The organism is Kitasatospora sp. NPDC056531 (assembly GCF_042794375.1).
Taxonomy (GTDB): Bacteria; Actinomycetota; Actinomycetes; order Streptomycetales; family Streptomycetaceae; genus Kitasatospora.
On sequence record NZ_JBHTTU010000061.1, the window covers coordinates 24,712 to 41,314 of the forward strand.

General features: G+C 71.4%; 11 protein-coding genes and 1 pseudogene. 7 read left to right on the top strand and 5 right to left on the bottom strand.

The window, feature by feature from the left end:
- A partial coding sequence (locus tag ACFQ87_RS33270; RefSeq protein WP_380614623.1) for an AAA family ATPase occupies positions 1-1,238 on the bottom strand: 1,238 nt, incomplete at its 3' end.
- A gap of 192 nt (positions 1,239-1,430) precedes the next feature.
- Between ACFQ87_RS33270 and ACFQ87_RS33275 the strand changes: the two genes are divergently transcribed.
- The 5 genes from ACFQ87_RS33275 (at position 1,431) to ACFQ87_RS33295 (ending at position 8,713) form a co-directional block, all read left to right on the top strand.
- Positions 1,431-2,270 (top strand): oxidoreductase, encoded by an 840-nt coding sequence (locus ACFQ87_RS33275; RefSeq protein WP_380614624.1) that lies wholly within the window; start codon positions 1,431-1,433, stop codon positions 2,268-2,270.
- 750 nt (positions 2,271-3,020) lie between these two features.
- A complete protein-coding gene (abc-f, locus tag ACFQ87_RS33280) occupies positions 3,021-4,655 on the top strand; it encodes a ribosomal protection-like ABC-F family protein (RefSeq protein WP_380614625.1) in 1,635 nt (544 codons plus the stop codon).
- 271 nt (positions 4,656-4,926) lie between these two features.
- Positions 4,927-5,565, top strand: coding sequence for a hypothetical protein (locus tag ACFQ87_RS33285; RefSeq protein WP_380614626.1), 639 nt, complete (start codon positions 4,927-4,929; stop codon positions 5,563-5,565).
- Complete coding sequence (locus tag ACFQ87_RS33290) at positions 5,562-7,529, top strand: GMC oxidoreductase (protein WP_380614627.1); 1,968 nt, start codon at positions 5,562-5,564, stop codon at positions 7,527-7,529. Before ACFQ87_RS33285 ends, ACFQ87_RS33290 begins: the two co-directional genes overlap by 4 nt.
- Complete coding sequence (locus ACFQ87_RS33295; RefSeq protein ID WP_380614628.1) at positions 7,526-8,713, top strand: ferritin-like protein; 1,188 nt, start codon at positions 7,526-7,528, stop codon at positions 8,711-8,713. Before ACFQ87_RS33290 ends, ACFQ87_RS33295 begins: the two co-directional genes overlap by 4 nt.
- A 191-nt stretch (positions 8,714-8,904) precedes the next feature.
- On the opposite strand, the gene ACFQ87_RS33300 is transcribed toward ACFQ87_RS33295, so the two are convergent.
- The 4 genes and pseudogenes from ACFQ87_RS33300 to ACFQ87_RS33315 form a co-directional block, all read right to left on the bottom strand.
- Entirely contained in the window at positions 8,905-9,351 is a 447-nt protein-coding gene (locus ACFQ87_RS33300; RefSeq protein WP_380614629.1) for a hypothetical protein, read from the bottom strand.
- A gap of 243 nt (positions 9,352-9,594) precedes the next feature.
- Positions 9,595-11,409 (bottom strand): alkaline phosphatase family protein, encoded by a 1,815-nt coding sequence (locus ACFQ87_RS33305; protein ID WP_380614630.1) that lies wholly within the window; start codon positions 11,407-11,409, stop codon positions 9,595-9,597.
- 328 nt (positions 11,410-11,737) lie between these two features.
- Positions 11,738-13,993 (bottom strand): annotated as a pseudogene (locus ACFQ87_RS33310) (TIM-barrel domain-containing protein); the annotation flags it as partial.
- Positions 13,994-14,541: 548 nt separating this feature from the next.
- On the bottom strand, positions 14,542-15,159 hold the full coding sequence (locus ACFQ87_RS33315) for a TetR/AcrR family transcriptional regulator (protein WP_380614631.1): 618 nt from the start codon (positions 15,157-15,159) through the stop codon (positions 14,542-14,544).
- Between the two features lie 79 nt (positions 15,160-15,238).
- Between ACFQ87_RS33315 and ACFQ87_RS33320 the strand changes: the two genes are divergently transcribed.
- Both ACFQ87_RS33320 and ACFQ87_RS33325 read left to right on the top strand, forming a co-directional pair.
- Positions 15,239-16,072, top strand: coding sequence for a class II aldolase/adducin family protein (locus tag ACFQ87_RS33320; RefSeq protein WP_380614632.1), 834 nt, complete (start codon positions 15,239-15,241; stop codon positions 16,070-16,072).
- A 25-nt stretch (positions 16,073-16,097) separates the two neighbouring features.
- Positions 16,098-16,603 (top strand): 2-dehydropantoate 2-reductase N-terminal domain-containing protein (locus ACFQ87_RS33325; RefSeq protein WP_380614633.1); only part of this gene is annotated, 506 nt, incomplete at its 3' end.

Genomic DNA, 16,603 nt, shown 5'->3' on the forward strand with positions numbered 1-16,603 from the left:
GCGCCCCCCGCTTTTTTTTTGGGGGGGGGGGGGCTCGTGTCGCCCCTCTCAGGGAGGGATGCGCCGCCCCCCCCCCCCCCCCGCGCCAGGGCCCGGTCGGCGGAGCGCTCCAGCGCGGCCGCAACCTCCTCGTCCGGCCCGACCGCGGCGTGGGCCTGGTGCCAGGCCCGGCGGTCGGGGTCGCGCCGGGCGTCAATGGCCTCGGCCAGGACGCGGTGCGCCGCACGCAGTGCGGTGGCATCCGCGCCCCGCCAGACGGCCGAACGCACCAGCGGGTGCCGGAACCGCACCGAAGCCCCCAGGGTGATCAGCCCCGCGGCCTCGGCCAGTGCCGCGGCCTCCAGCCCGACGCCCAGCAGGCGCAGAGCATGCCACAACAGTGGCCCATCGCCGACCGGTTCGACCGCCGCGACCAGCAGCAGGGCGCGGGTGTCGGCCGGCAGCGCGTCGACGCGCCGGCGAAAGCCGTCCTCGACCCGGGTCGCCAGCGGGCCGGCGCCGGGCCCGCCGAAGCCGAACGCCAACTCCGCCGGTGACAGGCCCCGGGGCAACTCCAGCAGGGCGAGCGGATTCCCGCCGGTCTCGGCCACGATCCGGTCCCGCACGCGGGCGTCGACCGGCCCCGGCAGCACGCCGTCGAGCAGTGCCCGGGCGTCGGCGTCGGCCAGCCCGCGCAGGGGAAGGTCCGGCAGACCGGAAAAGCCGTCGTCCCTCTTCCCATCGGTGATCCGCTCGGCGAACACCAACGCCACCGACTCCGCGTCCAGCCGACGCCCGACGAACGCCAGGATCCGCTGGGACATCAGGTCCAGCCACTGCGCGTCGTCGACCAGGCACACCAGCGGAGACCGGGCCGCCGCCTCGGCGAAGAGACCGAGGACCGCGATCCCGACCAACAGCATCTCGGGCGGGTTCCCCGCGCTCAGCCCGAACGCGACACGGAGCGCGTCCTGCTGTACCGGCGGCAGTCGATCGAGCTGCGACAACAGCGGGGCGCACAGCCGTTGCAGGGCCGAATAGGCGAACTCGGACTCGGCTTCGACGCCGACCGCGCGTACGACCTGCAGCTGCGCCGCCTGCCCGGCCAGATGGTCGAGCAGCGCCGACTTGCCCACGCCGGCCTCACCGCGCAGCACCAGCACCCGACTGCGCCCGTCGCGCACCTCGCGCAGCAGGCGGTCCAGCACCTCCAACTCCCTGGTCCGCCCGAGTAGCTGGTGTTTCACGTGTTGCGGCATGTCACCTCCGGCACGAGTTCCTCCCGGAGGAGCTACGCCCATCCTACGAACAGCGGGCCGGCTGAGCTGCACGGGTTCGGTCGCCCGTGGCCACCATCGCTGACTCAGCGCCAGATGACTGATGCGCGCTCGACGGACCGCAAGTGACAGTGATGGCCGATGGATCCCAAGACAGAACGATAGGGGCTCGACATGACTCGCACATGGTTGATCACCGGCGCCTCCCGCGGTTTCGGGCTCCGCCTGGCCGAGGCGGTTCTGGAGTACGGGGACCAGGTCCTGGCGACGGCTCGGCGGCCGGAGCAGCTGGCGGACCTGGTCTCCCGCTATGGGGCGCGGGTTCGTACCGCGGCCTTGGATGTGACCGACGCGGATGCGGCCCGCGCCGCGGTGGACAGCGCGGTCGCATCGTTCGGGCGGCTGGACGTGGTGGTGAACAACGCCGGATACGCCAACAGCGGCTCGATCGAGGAGATGGCCGAGAAGGACTTCCGCGAGCAGTTCGAGGCGAACTTCTTCGGGGTCGTCAACGTCACCCGGGCCGCGCTGCCGGTGCTGCGCGAGCAGCGGTCGGGGGTGTTCGTGCAGTTCTCGTCCGTGGGAGGCCGCGTCGGGGGCACTCCTGGAATGGGCGCCTACCAAAGCGCGAAGTTCGCCGTCGAGGGCTTCTCCGAGGTGCTGGCCGGCGAGGTCGCCCCGTTCGGGGTGAAGGTGGTCATCGTCGAGCCCGGCGCCTTCCGGACGGACTGGCAAGGCTCGTCCATGGAACTGCACGCGGTGGGGCCCGACTACGAGGAGACCGTCGGTGCCATGAACCGTTACCGCCAGGAGAACGACGGCACGCAACCCGGCGACCCGGCCCGCGCCGCCCAGGTGATCATCGAGGTCGTCGGCCACGCCGCCCCGCCGCGCCGGCTGCTGCTCGGCGCCCAGGCAGTGACCACGGCCCTGGCCGCCGGCGAGGCGCGCGCGGAGGAGACGCGGAAGTGGGCCGAGGCGAGCGCTACCGCCGACTTCCCGGCGGGGCAGTGAGCGTGCGCCCGCTGCACCTGCAACTGCGTGCGCGCCGCCCTCGACCGCTTCGACTCGGGCCGTTCCACCTCAACGCCCTGAAGGCGGACCGGAGTTCTTCGGTCAGAAGCTGCGGCCGTTCCCAGGCGGCGAAGTGGCCTCCCTTGTCGGCCTCGTTCCAGTGGATGATGTTGCCGAAGGCCCGGTCACCCCAGCTGCGCGGCGCGGGGTAGATCTCGGAGGGGAAGACCGTCACCGCGAGCGGCAGCGTCGGAATGGACACCGCGTTGAACGGTCCGCCGCACCGGGACCGCCACCCGACGGTCCCGGGCCAAGCCACCCGCTCGGTGTCGACTCGCTCGCCGTGCGGCCCTCGCCTTCTCCTCGTCGCACCCCACTCCTTCCCGCGGACTTCGACCGTCAGATGACCGATGCGGGAATCCGCCACCGGGCGAAGGATGGGGCCGCAGCCGTCGCACGCCCGCTGCGCCGAAAGGCAGTTGTCGATCGACACCGATCGAGGCACACCTGCCCGACCCGGGGCGACGCGCGACGGCTGCTACAGTCGATGTGACCTGTAGTCGCGTGATCGAGGAGTGGCAGACGTGGCGGGTGACGACGACATCTCCGGGTGAGATCCGGATCTGACGGCCACCGGCCGGTGCTTCAGGAGCGCCGCCGAGGTGGTCCGTTTCGTCGTACCCCTTTCCCCGTGTCTTCCCAGGGCAGAGGTCTACCCTCCTGCCCTCGCTCTCCTTCGAGGTCATCTCCATGTCCGACGCTGCCGTCGTCTGCTCCAACGTCTCCTTCGCCTGGCCCGACGACACCCCGGTCTTCCACGACCTTTCCTTCACCGTCCCCACCGGCCGTACCGGCCTGGTCGCCCCCAACGGCTCCGGCAAGAGCACCCTGCTCAAGCTGATCGCCGGCGAACTCAAGCCCGCCACCGGCTCGGTGACGGTCACCGGACGGCTCGGCCACCTCCGTCAGAGCCTGCCCCTGAGCTCCGGCCTCACCGTCGCCGAGGTGCTCGACATCGCCGGGATCATCCGCGCCATCGACGCCGTGGAGTCCGGGGACGTCGACGAGCGACACTTCACCACCATCGGCGACGACTGGGACATCGAGGAGCGCACCCGCGCCCAGCTCGACCGTCTCGGCCTGACCGACCTCACTCTCGACCGCAGCCTGAGCACGCTCAGCGGCGGCCAGATCGTCTCCCTCGGCCTCGCCGCCCAACTGCTCAAGCGCCCCGACGTGCTGCTGCTCGACGAGCCGACCAACAACCTCGACGCACAGGCCCGGCACAAGCTCTACGACGTACTGACGGACTTCAACGGCTGTCTGCTGCTGGTCAGCCACGACCGCGCGCTACTGGACCGCATGCAGTCCATCGCCGAACTCGACAGCGGAGAACTGCGTTTCTACGGCGGCAACTTCACCGCCTACGAGGAGGCCGCCCGGGCCGAGCAGGAGGTCGCCGAGAAGAACGTCCGCAACGCCGAGCAGGAGCTGAAGCGGGAGAAGCGGGAGATGCAGCAGGCCCGCGAACGCGCCGAGCGCCGCCAGAGCAACGCCGCCCGCAACCTCAAGAACGCCGGCCTGCCCCGCATCTTCGCCGGGAACATGAAGCGCGGCGCCCAGGAGTCCGCAGGCCGGGCCGGCCAGATGCACGCGGTGCGGGTCAGCGAGGCCAAGGCCCGGCTCGACGAGGCCGGGCGCGCGCTGCGCGAGGAGCAGCGCCTCTCCCTGGAGCTGCCCGACACCCAGGTACCCGCCGGGCGCAACCTCTTCCTCGGCCAGGGGCTCCAGGTGCACCACGCCGGCCAGCCGGTGTTCGCCGACGGCGGCGTCGACCTGAGCATCCGCGGCCCCGAGCGCATCGCGCTGACCGGGCCCAACGGCGCCGGGAAGAGCACCCTGCTGCGCCTGGTCACCGGCGAACTCACCACGGACGGCGGGGAGATCAAGCGCAACGACGGACAGATCGCCTACCTCTCGCAGCGCCTGGACCTGCTGGACCTCGACCGCACCGTGGCGGAGAACTTCGCCGCCTTCGCCCCCGAGCGGCCCGAGACGGAACGGATGAACCTGCTCGCCCGCTTCCTGTTCCGCGGCGCCCGGGCCCACCTGCCGGTCGGGCTCCTCTCCGGCGGCGAGCGGCTGCGCGCCACCCTGGCCTGCGTGCTGTGCGCGGAGCCGGCCCCGCACCTGCTACTGCTCGACGAGCCGACCAACAACCTCGACCTGGTCAGCGCGGGCCAGCTGGAGAGCGCCCTGAACTCCTACCAGGGTGCCTTCCTGGTGGTCAGTCACGACGAACGCTTCCTCGCCGAGATCGGGGTGAACCGCTGGCTCCGGCTGGCCGACGGCACGTTGAAGGAGACCGCGGCCCCCGCGATGTGAACCGCCGACGTGTGAACCGGCCCGCGCCCGAGGCTCCGCCACCGCGCCGGCACACCGGAACGTGAGGGGACACCGCGCTACGCGTCAACGCGCCGGCGCGCAGCGGGGATGGTTCGCACCCGTTCGGGTGAAACCGGGTGTCCGGCCCGGCGCAGCCGGGGTTGCGCCGGGCGGGTGGGTGATGATGCCGGATGGTTCGCCCGAGAACTGTTCCACCGGGGGCACTTGGCCCCCGGTCCGGGCGGTCTCCCCCCCGTGAGAGAGGAGCGTGATGACGGTTCCCGCTGTGACGCAGGAGGTCGAGGATTTTGTCGACCGTTGTGTGCCGTTGACCGGTTTCCCCGCGTTCGACCTGTACGCCACCGGCATGGCCGAGCGCTATCTGGAGACCGCCCGACAGCAGGTCGGTCCGGCCGCCTTCGCGGAGTTCTGGGCCGCGTGGTCGGCGGCCGTCGACGAGCGCGGCGGTCCGCAGGACCTGTCGCCCGTCCACCTGGAGGTGGCCCGGGCGCTGGCGTACATGTGGCTGACCGGTGCCTGGCCGCGGCTGGCGCCGGCCGCACACGCGGCGCTGCGCCGTCAGATGGCGAACGAGGAGTTCGTGGTCGCGCCGGAGGCGTACGTGGAGGGCCTGGTGTGGCGGACGTTCCACGGGCATCCGGCCGGGGCGAAGCCGCCGGGCTTCGGCACCTGGGCGGTCAAGCCACCGGCCCAGCCCACCACGGACGGGCTGCGCCGGGACCTGGGCCTCGGCGAGGAGTTGGTCCTCCGCGCCGGGCTGGCGGATGAGGTCGCGCTAGCGGCGATCCCCGTCCACCTGCTGCCCGGTTACCGCGCCTCCCGCGCGATCCCGCCGTCCGCCGTACCGACCGCCGCCATGCGGTCCGACGCCCCGCAGGAGCACGCATGACCGAGACCGTCAGCGCGGACGAGGCCGTCCGCCGGCGCTACGACGTCGTCATCGTCGGCGGCGGCTGGTCCGGCAGCCTGATCGCCAAGGAGCTCGGTGACCTGGGCTGGAACGTCCTGATCCTGGAGGCCGGCAACGGCGGCACCGAGACCTGGCCCGGCTACCTGGGCTCGCTCTCCACCTACCACTCCGCCGTCGCCAAGGTGCCCAACTCCGCCTACCGGCGCAGCGTCGCCGCGCCCTACCCGGACGTCCTCGACCTCGCCCCGGTCCTCGACCCGAAGCCGGGGCAGCCGGAGTTCACCGCGAACGGCTACTTCGTCCAGAACGGCATGCTCCCCTACGGCACCGACTACCTGCGGGAGTTGGGCGGTACGGCGATGCACTGGCTCGGGGCGGTGCCCCGGATGCACGCAGAGGACTTCGCCACCGAGAAGTACCGGTACGGGCGCAGCTGGCCGATCAGCGCGGAGGAGCTGCAACCGTGGTACGCGCTGGCCGAGTTGGAGATCGGCGTGGCCGGGAACGCGGACGACCAGCGGGCGATCGAGGTCGTCACCGACCCGGACTACGTCTACCCGATGCACCAGATCCCGGCCAGCTACATCGACCAGTACTGCAAGACCCTCGACGGCACGACGATCGTCGACGACCTCACGAGCGAGCCGTACGAGCTGCGGGTCAGGAGCCTGCCGCAGGCCCGCAACTCCACCCCGGACCCGAAGTACTCCCCCGTCCCGTACCGGCCTGACAGCGCGGTGGGCCTGCCGAACTACGGTGAGCGCTGCGTGGGCAACGCGAGCTGCGTGCCGATCTGCCCGGTGCAGGCCAAGTCCCACCCGCTGCGCCAGCAGGCCCGCTTCGCGAAGACGGTCTCGCTCGCCACGCGCTGCGTCGCCACCCGCATCCGGCTGGCGGGCGCGACCCGGGGCGGCCGGGTGAGCGGGGTCGAGTTCCGCACGTACACCGACCCGGCCTCGCCGGTCAGCCGCTCGTACGTGGTCGAGGCGGACCTGGTCGTGCTGGCGGCGCACGCCATCGAGAACGCCCGGCTGCTGCTGTTCTCCGGGCTCGCCAACGGCAGCGACCAGGTCGGCCGTAACCTGATGGACCACCCGACCATCCTCAACTGGGCGCTCGCCGACGAGAAGCGCGGGCCGGTCGGACCGTTCCGCGGGCCCGGGCACACCTCCGGCTGGGAGGCCTTCCGCTTCGGCGAGGGACGCGCCAAACGGGCCCCGTTCCGGATCGAGATCGGCAACTGGGGCTGGGGCTGGGCCACCGGCGCGCCGATGAGCAACGTCGCCACCGCCCTCGGCATCGGCGGGGACCGGGCGGGCGACGTGCGCAAGGACGGCGTGTTCGGGCCGGAGCTGCGCCGCCTGCTCGGCTCCGCCCTGGGCCGTCAGCTCCAACTGCAGATCGCCGTCGAGCAGTCGGCGAACCCCAACAACCAGGTCACCATCGACCGCCGCTACCGCGATGCCATGGGCAACCTGCGCCCGATCATCACCTACAACCTCGACCAGCACACCCGGGACGGGCTGTTCGCCGCCCGGCTGGTCGCGCGCGAGATCTTCCGCAAGCTCGGCGCCACCGACTACACCGACCACTCCCCGCGCGACGGTGTGCCCCCGCTCGGCCACTTCGTGCACACCTTCAACGGCCGGACGCTGGACCTGGCCTACAGCGGCGCGGGGCACGGCGCGGGTACGCACATCATGGGCAGCTCCGCGACCACCTCCGTGGTCAACCAGTACCAGCGCACCTGGGAGCACCCGAACCTGTACGCCGTCGGCTGCGGCAGCATGCCCTCCATCGGCACCAGCAACCCCACCATCACCATGCTGGCCCTCGCCCTGCGCAGCGCGGAGCAGATCCACAAGGACCTGCTCCTCGACCGACGGCCGGCCGACCTGCGCGGCACCGCGGGGAACGCAACCGACACGGAGGTACCGGCGTGATCACCGCCCTCGAACTGGACAAGGCGGGCTTCGATGTCCCGAGGACCCTGCCCGCCCTGCGCATGTACCTGCAGGCGGCGCTGGAGGTGGAGCACCTGACCATCCCCGTCTACATGACCGGGATGTACACCATCCGCCCCGGCACCAACCGCACCGCGTACTACGCGATCCGCGCCGTCCTGCTGGAGGAGATGCTCCACATGACGCTGGTCGCCAACCTGCTCAACGCGGTCGGCGGCAGCCCGGTGGTCGACTCCCGCGTCGTCGCCGAGTACCCGGCCAAGCTGCCGTTCAGCGGCGACAGCGTGCCGAAGATCGGCCTCCAGCACTTCTCCCCCGACGCGCTCAGGACCTTCCTGCGGATCGAACAGCCGAAGTCGATGACGCCGAACGCCGTACCGGGCTCCGGCTGGACCTCCATCGGCCAGTTCTACGACACCATCCGGGCCGGTCTGGAGCACCTCATCAGGGACCTCGGCCACGACCAGGTCTTCACCGGGGACGCCGCACGCCAGGTCGGCCCGGAGGACTTCTACAACTCCGGCGGCGAGGTCTTCCCCATCGACGGCCGCGACTCGGCACTGGAAGCGCTGGAGACCATCACCGAGCAGGGCGAAGGCGTCGGCGACAGCATCTGGAACAGCAACGACCGCCTCTTCGGCGAACAGCGCGAACTCGCCCACTACTTCCGCTTCAACGAGATCTACACCGGCCGCAGCTACGGCCCCGACGACCGCCCCAAGGACCGGCCCAGCGGCCCGCTGATCGACGTCACCTGGGATGACGCCTACCCGATCCACGGCGATTCGAAGGTCGCCGACTACAAGGAGTACGAGAGGACCAGCGCGGTGTACGAGCAGGCGGTGGCGTTCAACGCCCGCTACGCCGTCCTGCTGGGCTATCTGAGCTCCGCGTTCAACGGCCGCCCCCGGGACACGGCGCTCGCCATCCCCACCATGCTGGAGCTGCGCGACCGCGCCGAACAGCTCTACCGCAACCCCCACCCCGACCCGAAGCACGCCGCCGAAGGCCGCTTCGCGAGCGCCACCTTCCAGATCACCGATCGGGAGGACGACCTCGCCGCCGAGGAGGTCCGGCGCAACATCCAGGCCACGGCACTCGAAGCGGGCGAGCCGATCGACCTGTCCGCCCTGGCCTCCGACTCCGTCGAGGCCTTCGCCTGACCGCCCGGTGACCGGACGGCAGCACCCGGTCGTCCGGGTGCTGCCGTCGGCACTGATGCCCCGGCTCATGGCCGTCCGGCACCCGGCTGCTTCGCAAGCCGTGGCCGGGGGACATCGGTCGCGTCACCGGGCCGATGCCGGTGCGTGGCAACCGAGTCGGGTTGAGGCGGGCCTCGGGCCGGCGGGAACCGTCACCACTCCATGCCGCGCCTGGCGAGGACCGCCATCCCGAGGGCCGCGGGCAGTTCCACCAGCAGGGCCATGGCCAGCGACACGTACCAGTCGCCGCCGCCCTCCGCCGTCATCACGTCGAACCACGCGTCGAGCAGCAGCAGCGTGGCGGTGGCGGCGCCGGCCAGGGCGACCAGGCGCGAGCGGCGGAGCAGGAGCAGCGCGGTGGCGATCAGGCCGGTGCACTGGAGCAGGTCCATCCCGATCCACACGGTGGACCAGTTCCTGACCTCGGCCTGCCCGCGGGTGGTCGATCCGAGCACCAGGATCCACCCGAACAGCAGGGCCGCCACCACGACCAGCGCGCCGGCCACCGCCTTGCGCGGGCGCTCCGAGGCCGGGTCCTCCGCGCCGAGGCGGTCGAGCAGGGCGTGCAGCGGTCGAGGGGCGCGTATCTGACGTTCCATGATCGGAAACCTACCGCCACTCAGCTCGGCGTGCGCCCGACCCGAAGCTTGGTCAAACCGGCTACGCCGACGGCACCGGCCCCGAGGAGTTCGCCCGGTTCAAGCGCAGCCCGGCCCGGATCGCCGACTCCCGGCGCCGGGCCGCCGCCGAGCGCTGAGGAGCCCGCGTACGACGGCCCGGTGCAGTGGGTCCGCTCGGACCCCACCGCACCGGGCCGTCGGTCATTCGCCGCGGCGGCCTCGTCAGCCGACGGTCAGCCGGAACGGCCCGGCCAGCACCGAGTAGCCGTCGTTGGCCAGGTAGTACGCGTCGTAGCCGCCCGCACCGTTCAGCTTGCCGGTGGAGAAGGTGACGGCGCCGCTCTGGTTCGGCGTGTAGGACCAGGTCAGCGCGGAGCGGGAGCCGGGGGTGACACCCGCCGGGTAGATCCCGACCCAGTTCTTCGGGCCGGCCTGGGCGGTGGTCGGCAGGGTGTAGCGCAGGGTGACGTTGCCGCCGTTGGCCACCGCGTTGAGGTCGCCGGTCAGCATCGGGCCGGTGGCCGTGGAAGGGGCGAATGCGGCGTTCAGCGGCGTGGCGTAGGTGTCGTTGCCGGTCAGCCCGGGCAGACCGAGGGCGGACTCGATGGTGCGGCCGATGCCGTAGTGGTCGTAGTGCAGCGGGCTGCTGGTGCCGGCCGGGACGGTGCCCTGCGAGCCGACGAGGACGGTGGCGAGGTGGTTGTAGCCCTCGTTCTCGCTCTCGTCCCAGGTCAGGATGAGCAGCGAGCGCTGCTGGGTCCAGGCCGGGGAGGACAGCACCGGGGCGAGGGTCTGCTGCAGCCAACCGTCCTGGGTCTTCAGGCTGGTGGCGCTGCCGTTGCCGGAGGCCTCGCCGTCGTAGTAGTCGTCGGCGGCGATCCACGAGAAGTTCGGCGTGGTGGCCGCCGACCGCAGGTCGGTGGTCAGCTGCGAGGTGTCGAACAGGTGCGCCGCGCAGCGGGCCGGATTGCCGCTGACGTCGGTGTAGTTGATGAACGGCGCGTCGTCGGGCATGTAGTTGCTGTCGTAGTTCTTGTTGGTGTTGCAGGGCGTGCCCATGCCCTGCTCGTAGGCCTTCCAGGTCTTTCCGGCGTCCTCGATGGTGTCACCGAGGTGGCGCTGCGGGGAGTTGATGTTGGGCCAGTAGGTGGCGCCCTTGGTGTAGGTGTCGCCACCGGCGACGGCGAGGTAGTTCTCGTCGCTCGGGTGGTAGACGCCGTGGGAGTCGGTGAGGGTGGCGCCCTGGGACATCAGACTGTGGATGTACGGCGTGTCCGTCGGGTCGTTCATGATCTGGGAGTAGTCGGTGTTCTCCATCATGACCGTGAACACGTGGTCGTAGCCCGGCACGGCGGACGCGGGCGGGGTCAGCGGCGCGGGCGCGGCGACCGGGGTGTCGAGGGTGAGCGAGAGGTTGTCCAGGTAGCCGGTCTCGCTCGAGGTGGACAGGAACTGCACCTCGACCTGGATCGACCGGGTCCCGGCCGGGACGGCTCCGGTGGCGCTGCGGGAGAGGAACTTGGTGCTCAGGCCCCGGTCGGTGGCGGAGACGGTGGACAGCTTGGCGGTCGCGCCGAGCGGGGCGCCGCCCGCGTCCTGGAAGTGCAGGCTGACCGCGACGTAGCCGCCGTAGGTGGTCCAACCGCCCAGCCAGCCCGCGAGGTTGTAGTGCACCCCGCCGCCGTCGATCGCGGTGGCCGCCGAGGAGACGTCGACGGTCTGCGACATCGCGCCGTCACCGAAGTTGCCCGGGCCGAAGAAGGCCTTGCCGGGGGTCTGGCCGTCGTTCGGCAGGCCGAAGGAGCCCACCGAGTGGCACATCACGTTGATGCCGCCGGCCTGGACCGTCCAGCCGGGGACGGTGCTGGCGGCGCTCCAGTCGTTGGTGCAGTAACCGCCGGCCTCCGCGTCGCCGTTGACGATCAGGTTGCCGCTGCCGCCCGCCGCACCGGCGGCGGTGGGGGTGGCGACGACCAGCGCGCCGAGGAGGGGAAGGGTGGCGAGCAGCCCGCCGAGGGGGGTCCAGCGCAGTCGCATGGGGGGTACCTCGTCCTGTTGGTGAGGGTGAGTGCCATGGCTGTTCACCATGAGCGGGACATAAGTACCGGTCGGCGCTGTCCGGCGGAAGAACGCCGGTCGAACTTGACCAGACAACTTTGCACTCGCCCATGGCCGTTCGGACGCAGAGGAATTGTCCGCGCCCCTTTCCCCGCCGGAGCGGGCCGCCGCCCGACTCCTGGACGCCGAGGCGCGACGGCAGCCGGATGGCAAGGGTGGGCGAGGGAACACGTGCTCCTCCAGGGGTGGTCGAGCGAACGGGGACGGGGGCGCCGGCCCCCGTCCCCGTGCGACGCGGGCGGAGTCAGCCGGCGATGGGGCCGGCGCCGGCCAGCTGCAGCGAGAAGGCGCTGGCGGTGGACTGCTGCGGCGTCTTCACGTGCACCACGCCGGTGGCCGCGTCGTACCACCAGCCCGAGCCCGCCGTGTCCACGGTGAACTCGTAGGCGCGGGCGGCCGGTTTGCCGGTGTAGTCGCCGACGCTCGGCCCGACCTCGACGGTGGTCATGCCGTGGCCCCGGCCCACCGAACGGACCGCGACGTCCTGGGTCGCGGACGCGCCCTGCTCATGGCCACGGGTGGTGCCGTCGTCCTCGTACAGGGTGTAGGAGGACGAGCCCTGGGCGTAGATGTCGTAGTCGAGCCGGGTGGTGTCGCGGGTCTGCCAGGAGAGCGTGCCCTGGGGCCACATCGGCACGACGGCACCGGCCCGGACGAACAGCGGCAGGGTGTCCAGTGGCGCCTGGTAGCCGTTGAGCGTGGTCGGACCCTGGTAGGTCTTGCCCGTCCAGTAGTCCACCCAGGTGCCCTCGGGCAGGTAGATGCCGTTGCGGGTGGCGGAGTCGTCGTAGACCGGGGCGACCAGGAAGTCCTTGCCGCTCAGGAACTCGTACTTGGCCGCGTCGCCCCAGGTGTCGGGGTCGTCCGGGTACTCCAGGACCAACGGCCGCACCGCGCCGACGCCGCTCTGGTGGGCCTGGGCGGCGAGCGTGTACAGGTAGGGCAGCAGCCGCTCCTTCAGCTGCAGGTAGCGCCGGTTGATCGAGGTGTACGGTTCGCCGGCGCGCCAGGGCTGCTTGTCGGCGGCGGCCCAGCCGTCCATGGTCATGATGGTCGGGATGAAGGTCTTCCACTCCAGGTCCCGGGTCTCCACCTTGGGGTCGCTGCCGAAGATGCCGCCGACGTCCCCGGTGTCGTAGGCGATGCCGGACATGGTGGCCCCGGCGTAGGTGGGGATCTGCCAGCGGACGTAGTCGTAGGTGCCCTTCTGGTCTCCGCTCCACAGCACGCCGCAGCGCTGGGCGCCGGCCCAGGAGACCGGCAGCCAGACGAAGCCGCGGGCGTCGCTGTTCTGCCGGATGCCGTCGTACGCCTTCTGGCAGCCGTCGAGGGCGAACTTGTAGCCGGGACCGACCCAGGCGACGTCCAGTTTGCGCACCCGGATCCCGGCCTTGACCTCCTCGTTCTGGTTGGGCAGGCCGGTCGAGGTCCACAGGCCCAGCTGGGCGTGCTGGTCGCGCAGCCCCTGGCCGGTCTGCTGGAGGTTCTCGTAGCCGCAGCCGTAGCCGTCGTTGACCAGCATCCAGCCCAGCGGGTCCTGGTTGGCGGTGTAGCCGTCGGCGACCTTGAGGGCGTCCAGGGTGTGCCGCTCGCCGCGGTTGGCGTTGTGCAGGTAGCAGTCGGAGTCGCCCGGTTCCAGGCCGTACACCGGTGGCATGAAGGGCTTTCCGACCAGGTCCGTGTAGGCGCTGATGACCTTCTTCAGGTCCGGGCCGTAGAAGTAGTACCCGTCGAAGCGGCGTTCGCGCTCGGCGGTGGTGACCGGGTCGCCGAAGGTGTAGGTACCGGGGGCGTAGGTGTGCCGGAAGACGCCGTAGCCGGCCGAGGAGAGGTAGAAGGGCTGGGAGTTGTTGAAGCCGCCCTCGTTCCAGTTGTAGTCGTTGGCGGCGTGGACGGTCCGGCCGCGGTGCGAGAACGAGCCGTTCTGCTCGCCGGCGCCGTAGAACTGCTCCTGCGGTCCGCGGGCCAGGGTCTGGGCCGTCGCGTCCTGGGTCCAGGTCAGGCCGCGGGTCTCCCGCCAGACGGGCTTGCTGTCGTCCTCGGCGTACAGCGCGAAGCGCAGCGGGTGCTTGTAGGCGCGCAGCGTCAGGTGCTCGGAGCTGATCGCCCAGTAGTCGCCCTCGTCGCTCTGCCGGACGGTCTTCAGCACGGGCGGGGCGGTCGCGATCATCTCCCCGACGGGCGGGGCGGTGAAGGTGCCGTCCGGGGCGAACTGCAGGCGGAAGGTGTCCTCGGTGGTGAAGTCGACCCGGGCCTTGGCGGTGCCGGCCTGGATCAGGTAGCCGTCGCCGTCGCGGGCGATGCCGGTGGCGTCACCGACCGTGGTGGGCTGGGTCAGCAGGGCGGTGGCCGTGTAGGAGGAGTTGGTGACGTTGTAGGGCACGACCAGGACCTGGTAGGTCCCGGAGGCGTCGGGGATCACGGCGGTGGCCGGGTCGGCGCCCGAGGAGTCCTCGGCGACCTTCCGGCCGGCGCTGTCGTAGACGTAGAGGTCGAACTCCATGGCCGGGTCGGGCCAGCTGATGGAGACCGGGACGCCGCCGTCGGGGTTGTCCTTCCAGTACCCGGCGGGGACGTCGACGGTGAGGTCGAAGCGGTCGCACACCTTGCCCTGCGGGTCGGCGGCGGCGCTCGGGCAGTGCTTGGGATCGGGCACCGAGCCGCTCGGATAGGTCGGGGACTGCCAGGTGACGGTCCGGTGGGCGGTCGAGAGCGCGCCGCTCGGGGGTGCCGCGGCGTGGACGACGGGGGCGGCGCCGAGCAGGCCGCACAGCACGGCGACCACGGCGAGCAGGATGCCTCGGGGGCGGGGTGGGCGTAAGCGCCTGACGATGAGCATGGGCATGCCACCATTCGGGGGAGGTCAGGGTGGTGTGCGGCGCAGGACCCTACCAGTTCACTTCTGCTCACTCAATGGTTAAGTATGCACATTGATGGCAGATAACTGCCCGAACATGCTTGCCACTGAACCAAATTACACAGCTTCACGCAGCACTCGGGCTCCCCGACACCGGAGCCGGCCGGCCGGACCAACCCGGGCGAGCCGACCCGTCAGGGTGTCCGGGAGTCCGTGGTGATCGCCTTCAACAGCGGCTCCAGGAAGCGCTGTTCGAGTCGACCCGGGGGCAACCGGTCCGGCTCGACGTAGCTCTGGGCCAGGCCGCCCTCGCGGATCGCGATCAGCAGGCGGGCGAGTTCGTCGGCGTCCACGGTGAGGGTGCGGCCGGCCCGGGCCAGGTGGTCGGTGAGGGCGCGGGCGACTTGGGCGCGCAGCCGGGCGTCGTGCTGGGCGAGCACCCAGGCGGCCTGGGGGTCGCGGATGGCGTGCAGGGTGAACTCGGTGGTGACCAGGTACCAGTCGCGTTCGGCCGGTTCGATCTCGCAGAGCACGTCGACCAGCGCCCGCACGGTGAGGTCCTCGGTGGCGATCGAGTCGACCAGTTCGGTCATCCGCTGGACGACCCGCTCGCTGTGGGCGTCGAACAGCGCGAGGAAGAGCTCCTCCTTGCTGCTGAAGTTGGAGTAGAACGCGCCACGGGTGTAGCCGGCCCGCTCACAGATCTGCTCGATGGCGGCGGCGCGGAACCCGCACTCGGCGAAGGTCTCCAGTGCTGCCTGGAGCAGGGCCGCGCGGGTGCGCGGGCGTCGCTTGGTCTCACCCTTGGGCATCGGAGGCGTCCCGGTTCGCTCGGAAAAGGTCAATCGGATGCATTGGCGTATCGGATACATCATTGTATCTTCTGGGGCCATGAGCATCCCCACGCCCTCGGGGGCCGGCACCCCGCTGCCCGCCTCGCTCGCCGCCGCCGTCGGACCGCTGCCGGCCGGCGTCACCCTGCCGCTGCCGCCCAGCTTCGATTCGGTCGAGCAGGAACGCCGCTACCGCAAGGAACAACTCGCCGCCGGATTCCGGCTGTTCGGACGGTTCGGCTTCTCCGAGGGGGTGGCCGGGCACATCACCGTGCGCGACCCGGAGCACCCCGACCGCTTCTGGGTGAACCCCTTCGGCATGCCGTTCAGCATGATCAAGGCCTCGGACCTGATCCTGGTCGACCACGAGGGCACCCTGCTGCACGGCAACCGGCCGGTGAACCGGGCCGCGTTCGTGATCCACTCCCAGGTGCACTCGGCCCGCCCGGACGCGATCGCGGCCGCCCACGCCCACTCGCTGCACGGGAAGGCCTTCTCCAGCCTCGGCATCCCGCTGGACCCGCTGACCCAGGACGCCTGCGCCTTCTTCGAGGACCACGGGCTGTACAGCGACTACCGCGGCGTGGTGAACGAGGTCGACGAGGGCAAGCGGATCGCGACCGCGCTCGGCGCCCACAAGGCGGTGATCCTGCAGAACCACGGGCTGCTGACGGTCGGCCAGTCGGTCGCCGAGGCGGTCTGGTGGTTCGTCACCATGGAGCGCTCCTGCCAGGCCCAGCTGCTCGCGATGGCGGCCGGCACCCCGAAACTCATCGACCGGGAGACCGCGCTGATCACCCGTGGCCAGGTCGGCAGCCACCTGGCCGGCTGGTTCCAGGCGCAGCCGCTGTTCGAGCAGATCAGCGCGAGCGACCCCGACCTGGTCGGCTGACCGGGTCGGGGCGGGGACGCCACGGATGAACCAGGAACCGCGGATCGCGGTCTTCGGCGCCGGCAGCATCGGCTGCCACCTCGGGGGCATGCTGGCCGCCGTCGCCGAGGTCACCCTGATCGGCCGGCCGGCCGCCATGGCGGCCGTCGAACGGGACGGGCTGACGCTGACCGGCCCCGGCGACGCCCGCCGCCGGGTACGGGAGCTGACCACGGCCACCGGCGCGGCCGGCGCCGAGGGGGCCGACTACGTGCTGGTGACCGTCAAGTCCGCCGACACCCGGGCCGCCGCCCGCGAGCTGGCCGAACACCTGGCGCCCGGCGCGGTGGCGATCAGCTTCCAGAACGGCCTGCACAGCCCCGAGGTGCTGCGGGCGGAGCTGCCGGGCCACCGGGTGCTCGCCGGGATGGTCCCGTACAACGTGCTGCGCAGCGGACCGGCCGCCGTCCACCAGGGCAGCGGCGGTGCGCTGATGGTCGAGGACGCCCCGGCGGCCCGCCCGTTCGCGGCGGCGGCCCGGGCCGGCGCTGT

Excerpts from the sequence above, each read along its gene's own strand:
- ACFQ87_RS33275 (WP_380614624.1), top strand. The coding sequence starts at position 1,431 with ATGACTCGCACATGGTTGATCACCGGCGCCTCCCGCGGTTTCGGGCTC.
- abc-f (WP_380614625.1), top strand. The coding sequence starts at position 3,021 with ATGTCCGACGCTGCCGTCGTCTGCTCCAACGTCTCCTTCGCCTGGCCC.
- ACFQ87_RS33285 (WP_380614626.1), top strand. The coding sequence starts at position 4,927 with ATGACGGTTCCCGCTGTGACGCAGGAGGTCGAGGATTTTGTCGACCGT.
- ACFQ87_RS33290 (WP_380614627.1), top strand. The coding sequence starts at position 5,562 with ATGACCGAGACCGTCAGCGCGGACGAGGCCGTCCGCCGGCGCTACGAC.
- ACFQ87_RS33300 (WP_380614629.1), bottom strand. The coding sequence starts at position 9,351 with ATGGAACGTCAGATACGCGCCCCTCGACCGCTGCACGCCCTGCTCGAC.
- ACFQ87_RS33305 (WP_380614630.1), bottom strand. The coding sequence starts at position 11,409 with ATGCGACTGCGCTGGACCCCCCTCGGCGGGCTGCTCGCCACCCTTCCC.
- ACFQ87_RS33315 (WP_380614631.1), bottom strand. The coding sequence starts at position 15,159 with ATGCCCAAGGGTGAGACCAAGCGACGCCCGCGCACCCGCGCGGCCCTG.
- ACFQ87_RS33320 (WP_380614632.1), top strand. The coding sequence starts at position 15,239 with ATGAGCATCCCCACGCCCTCGGGGGCCGGCACCCCGCTGCCCGCCTCG.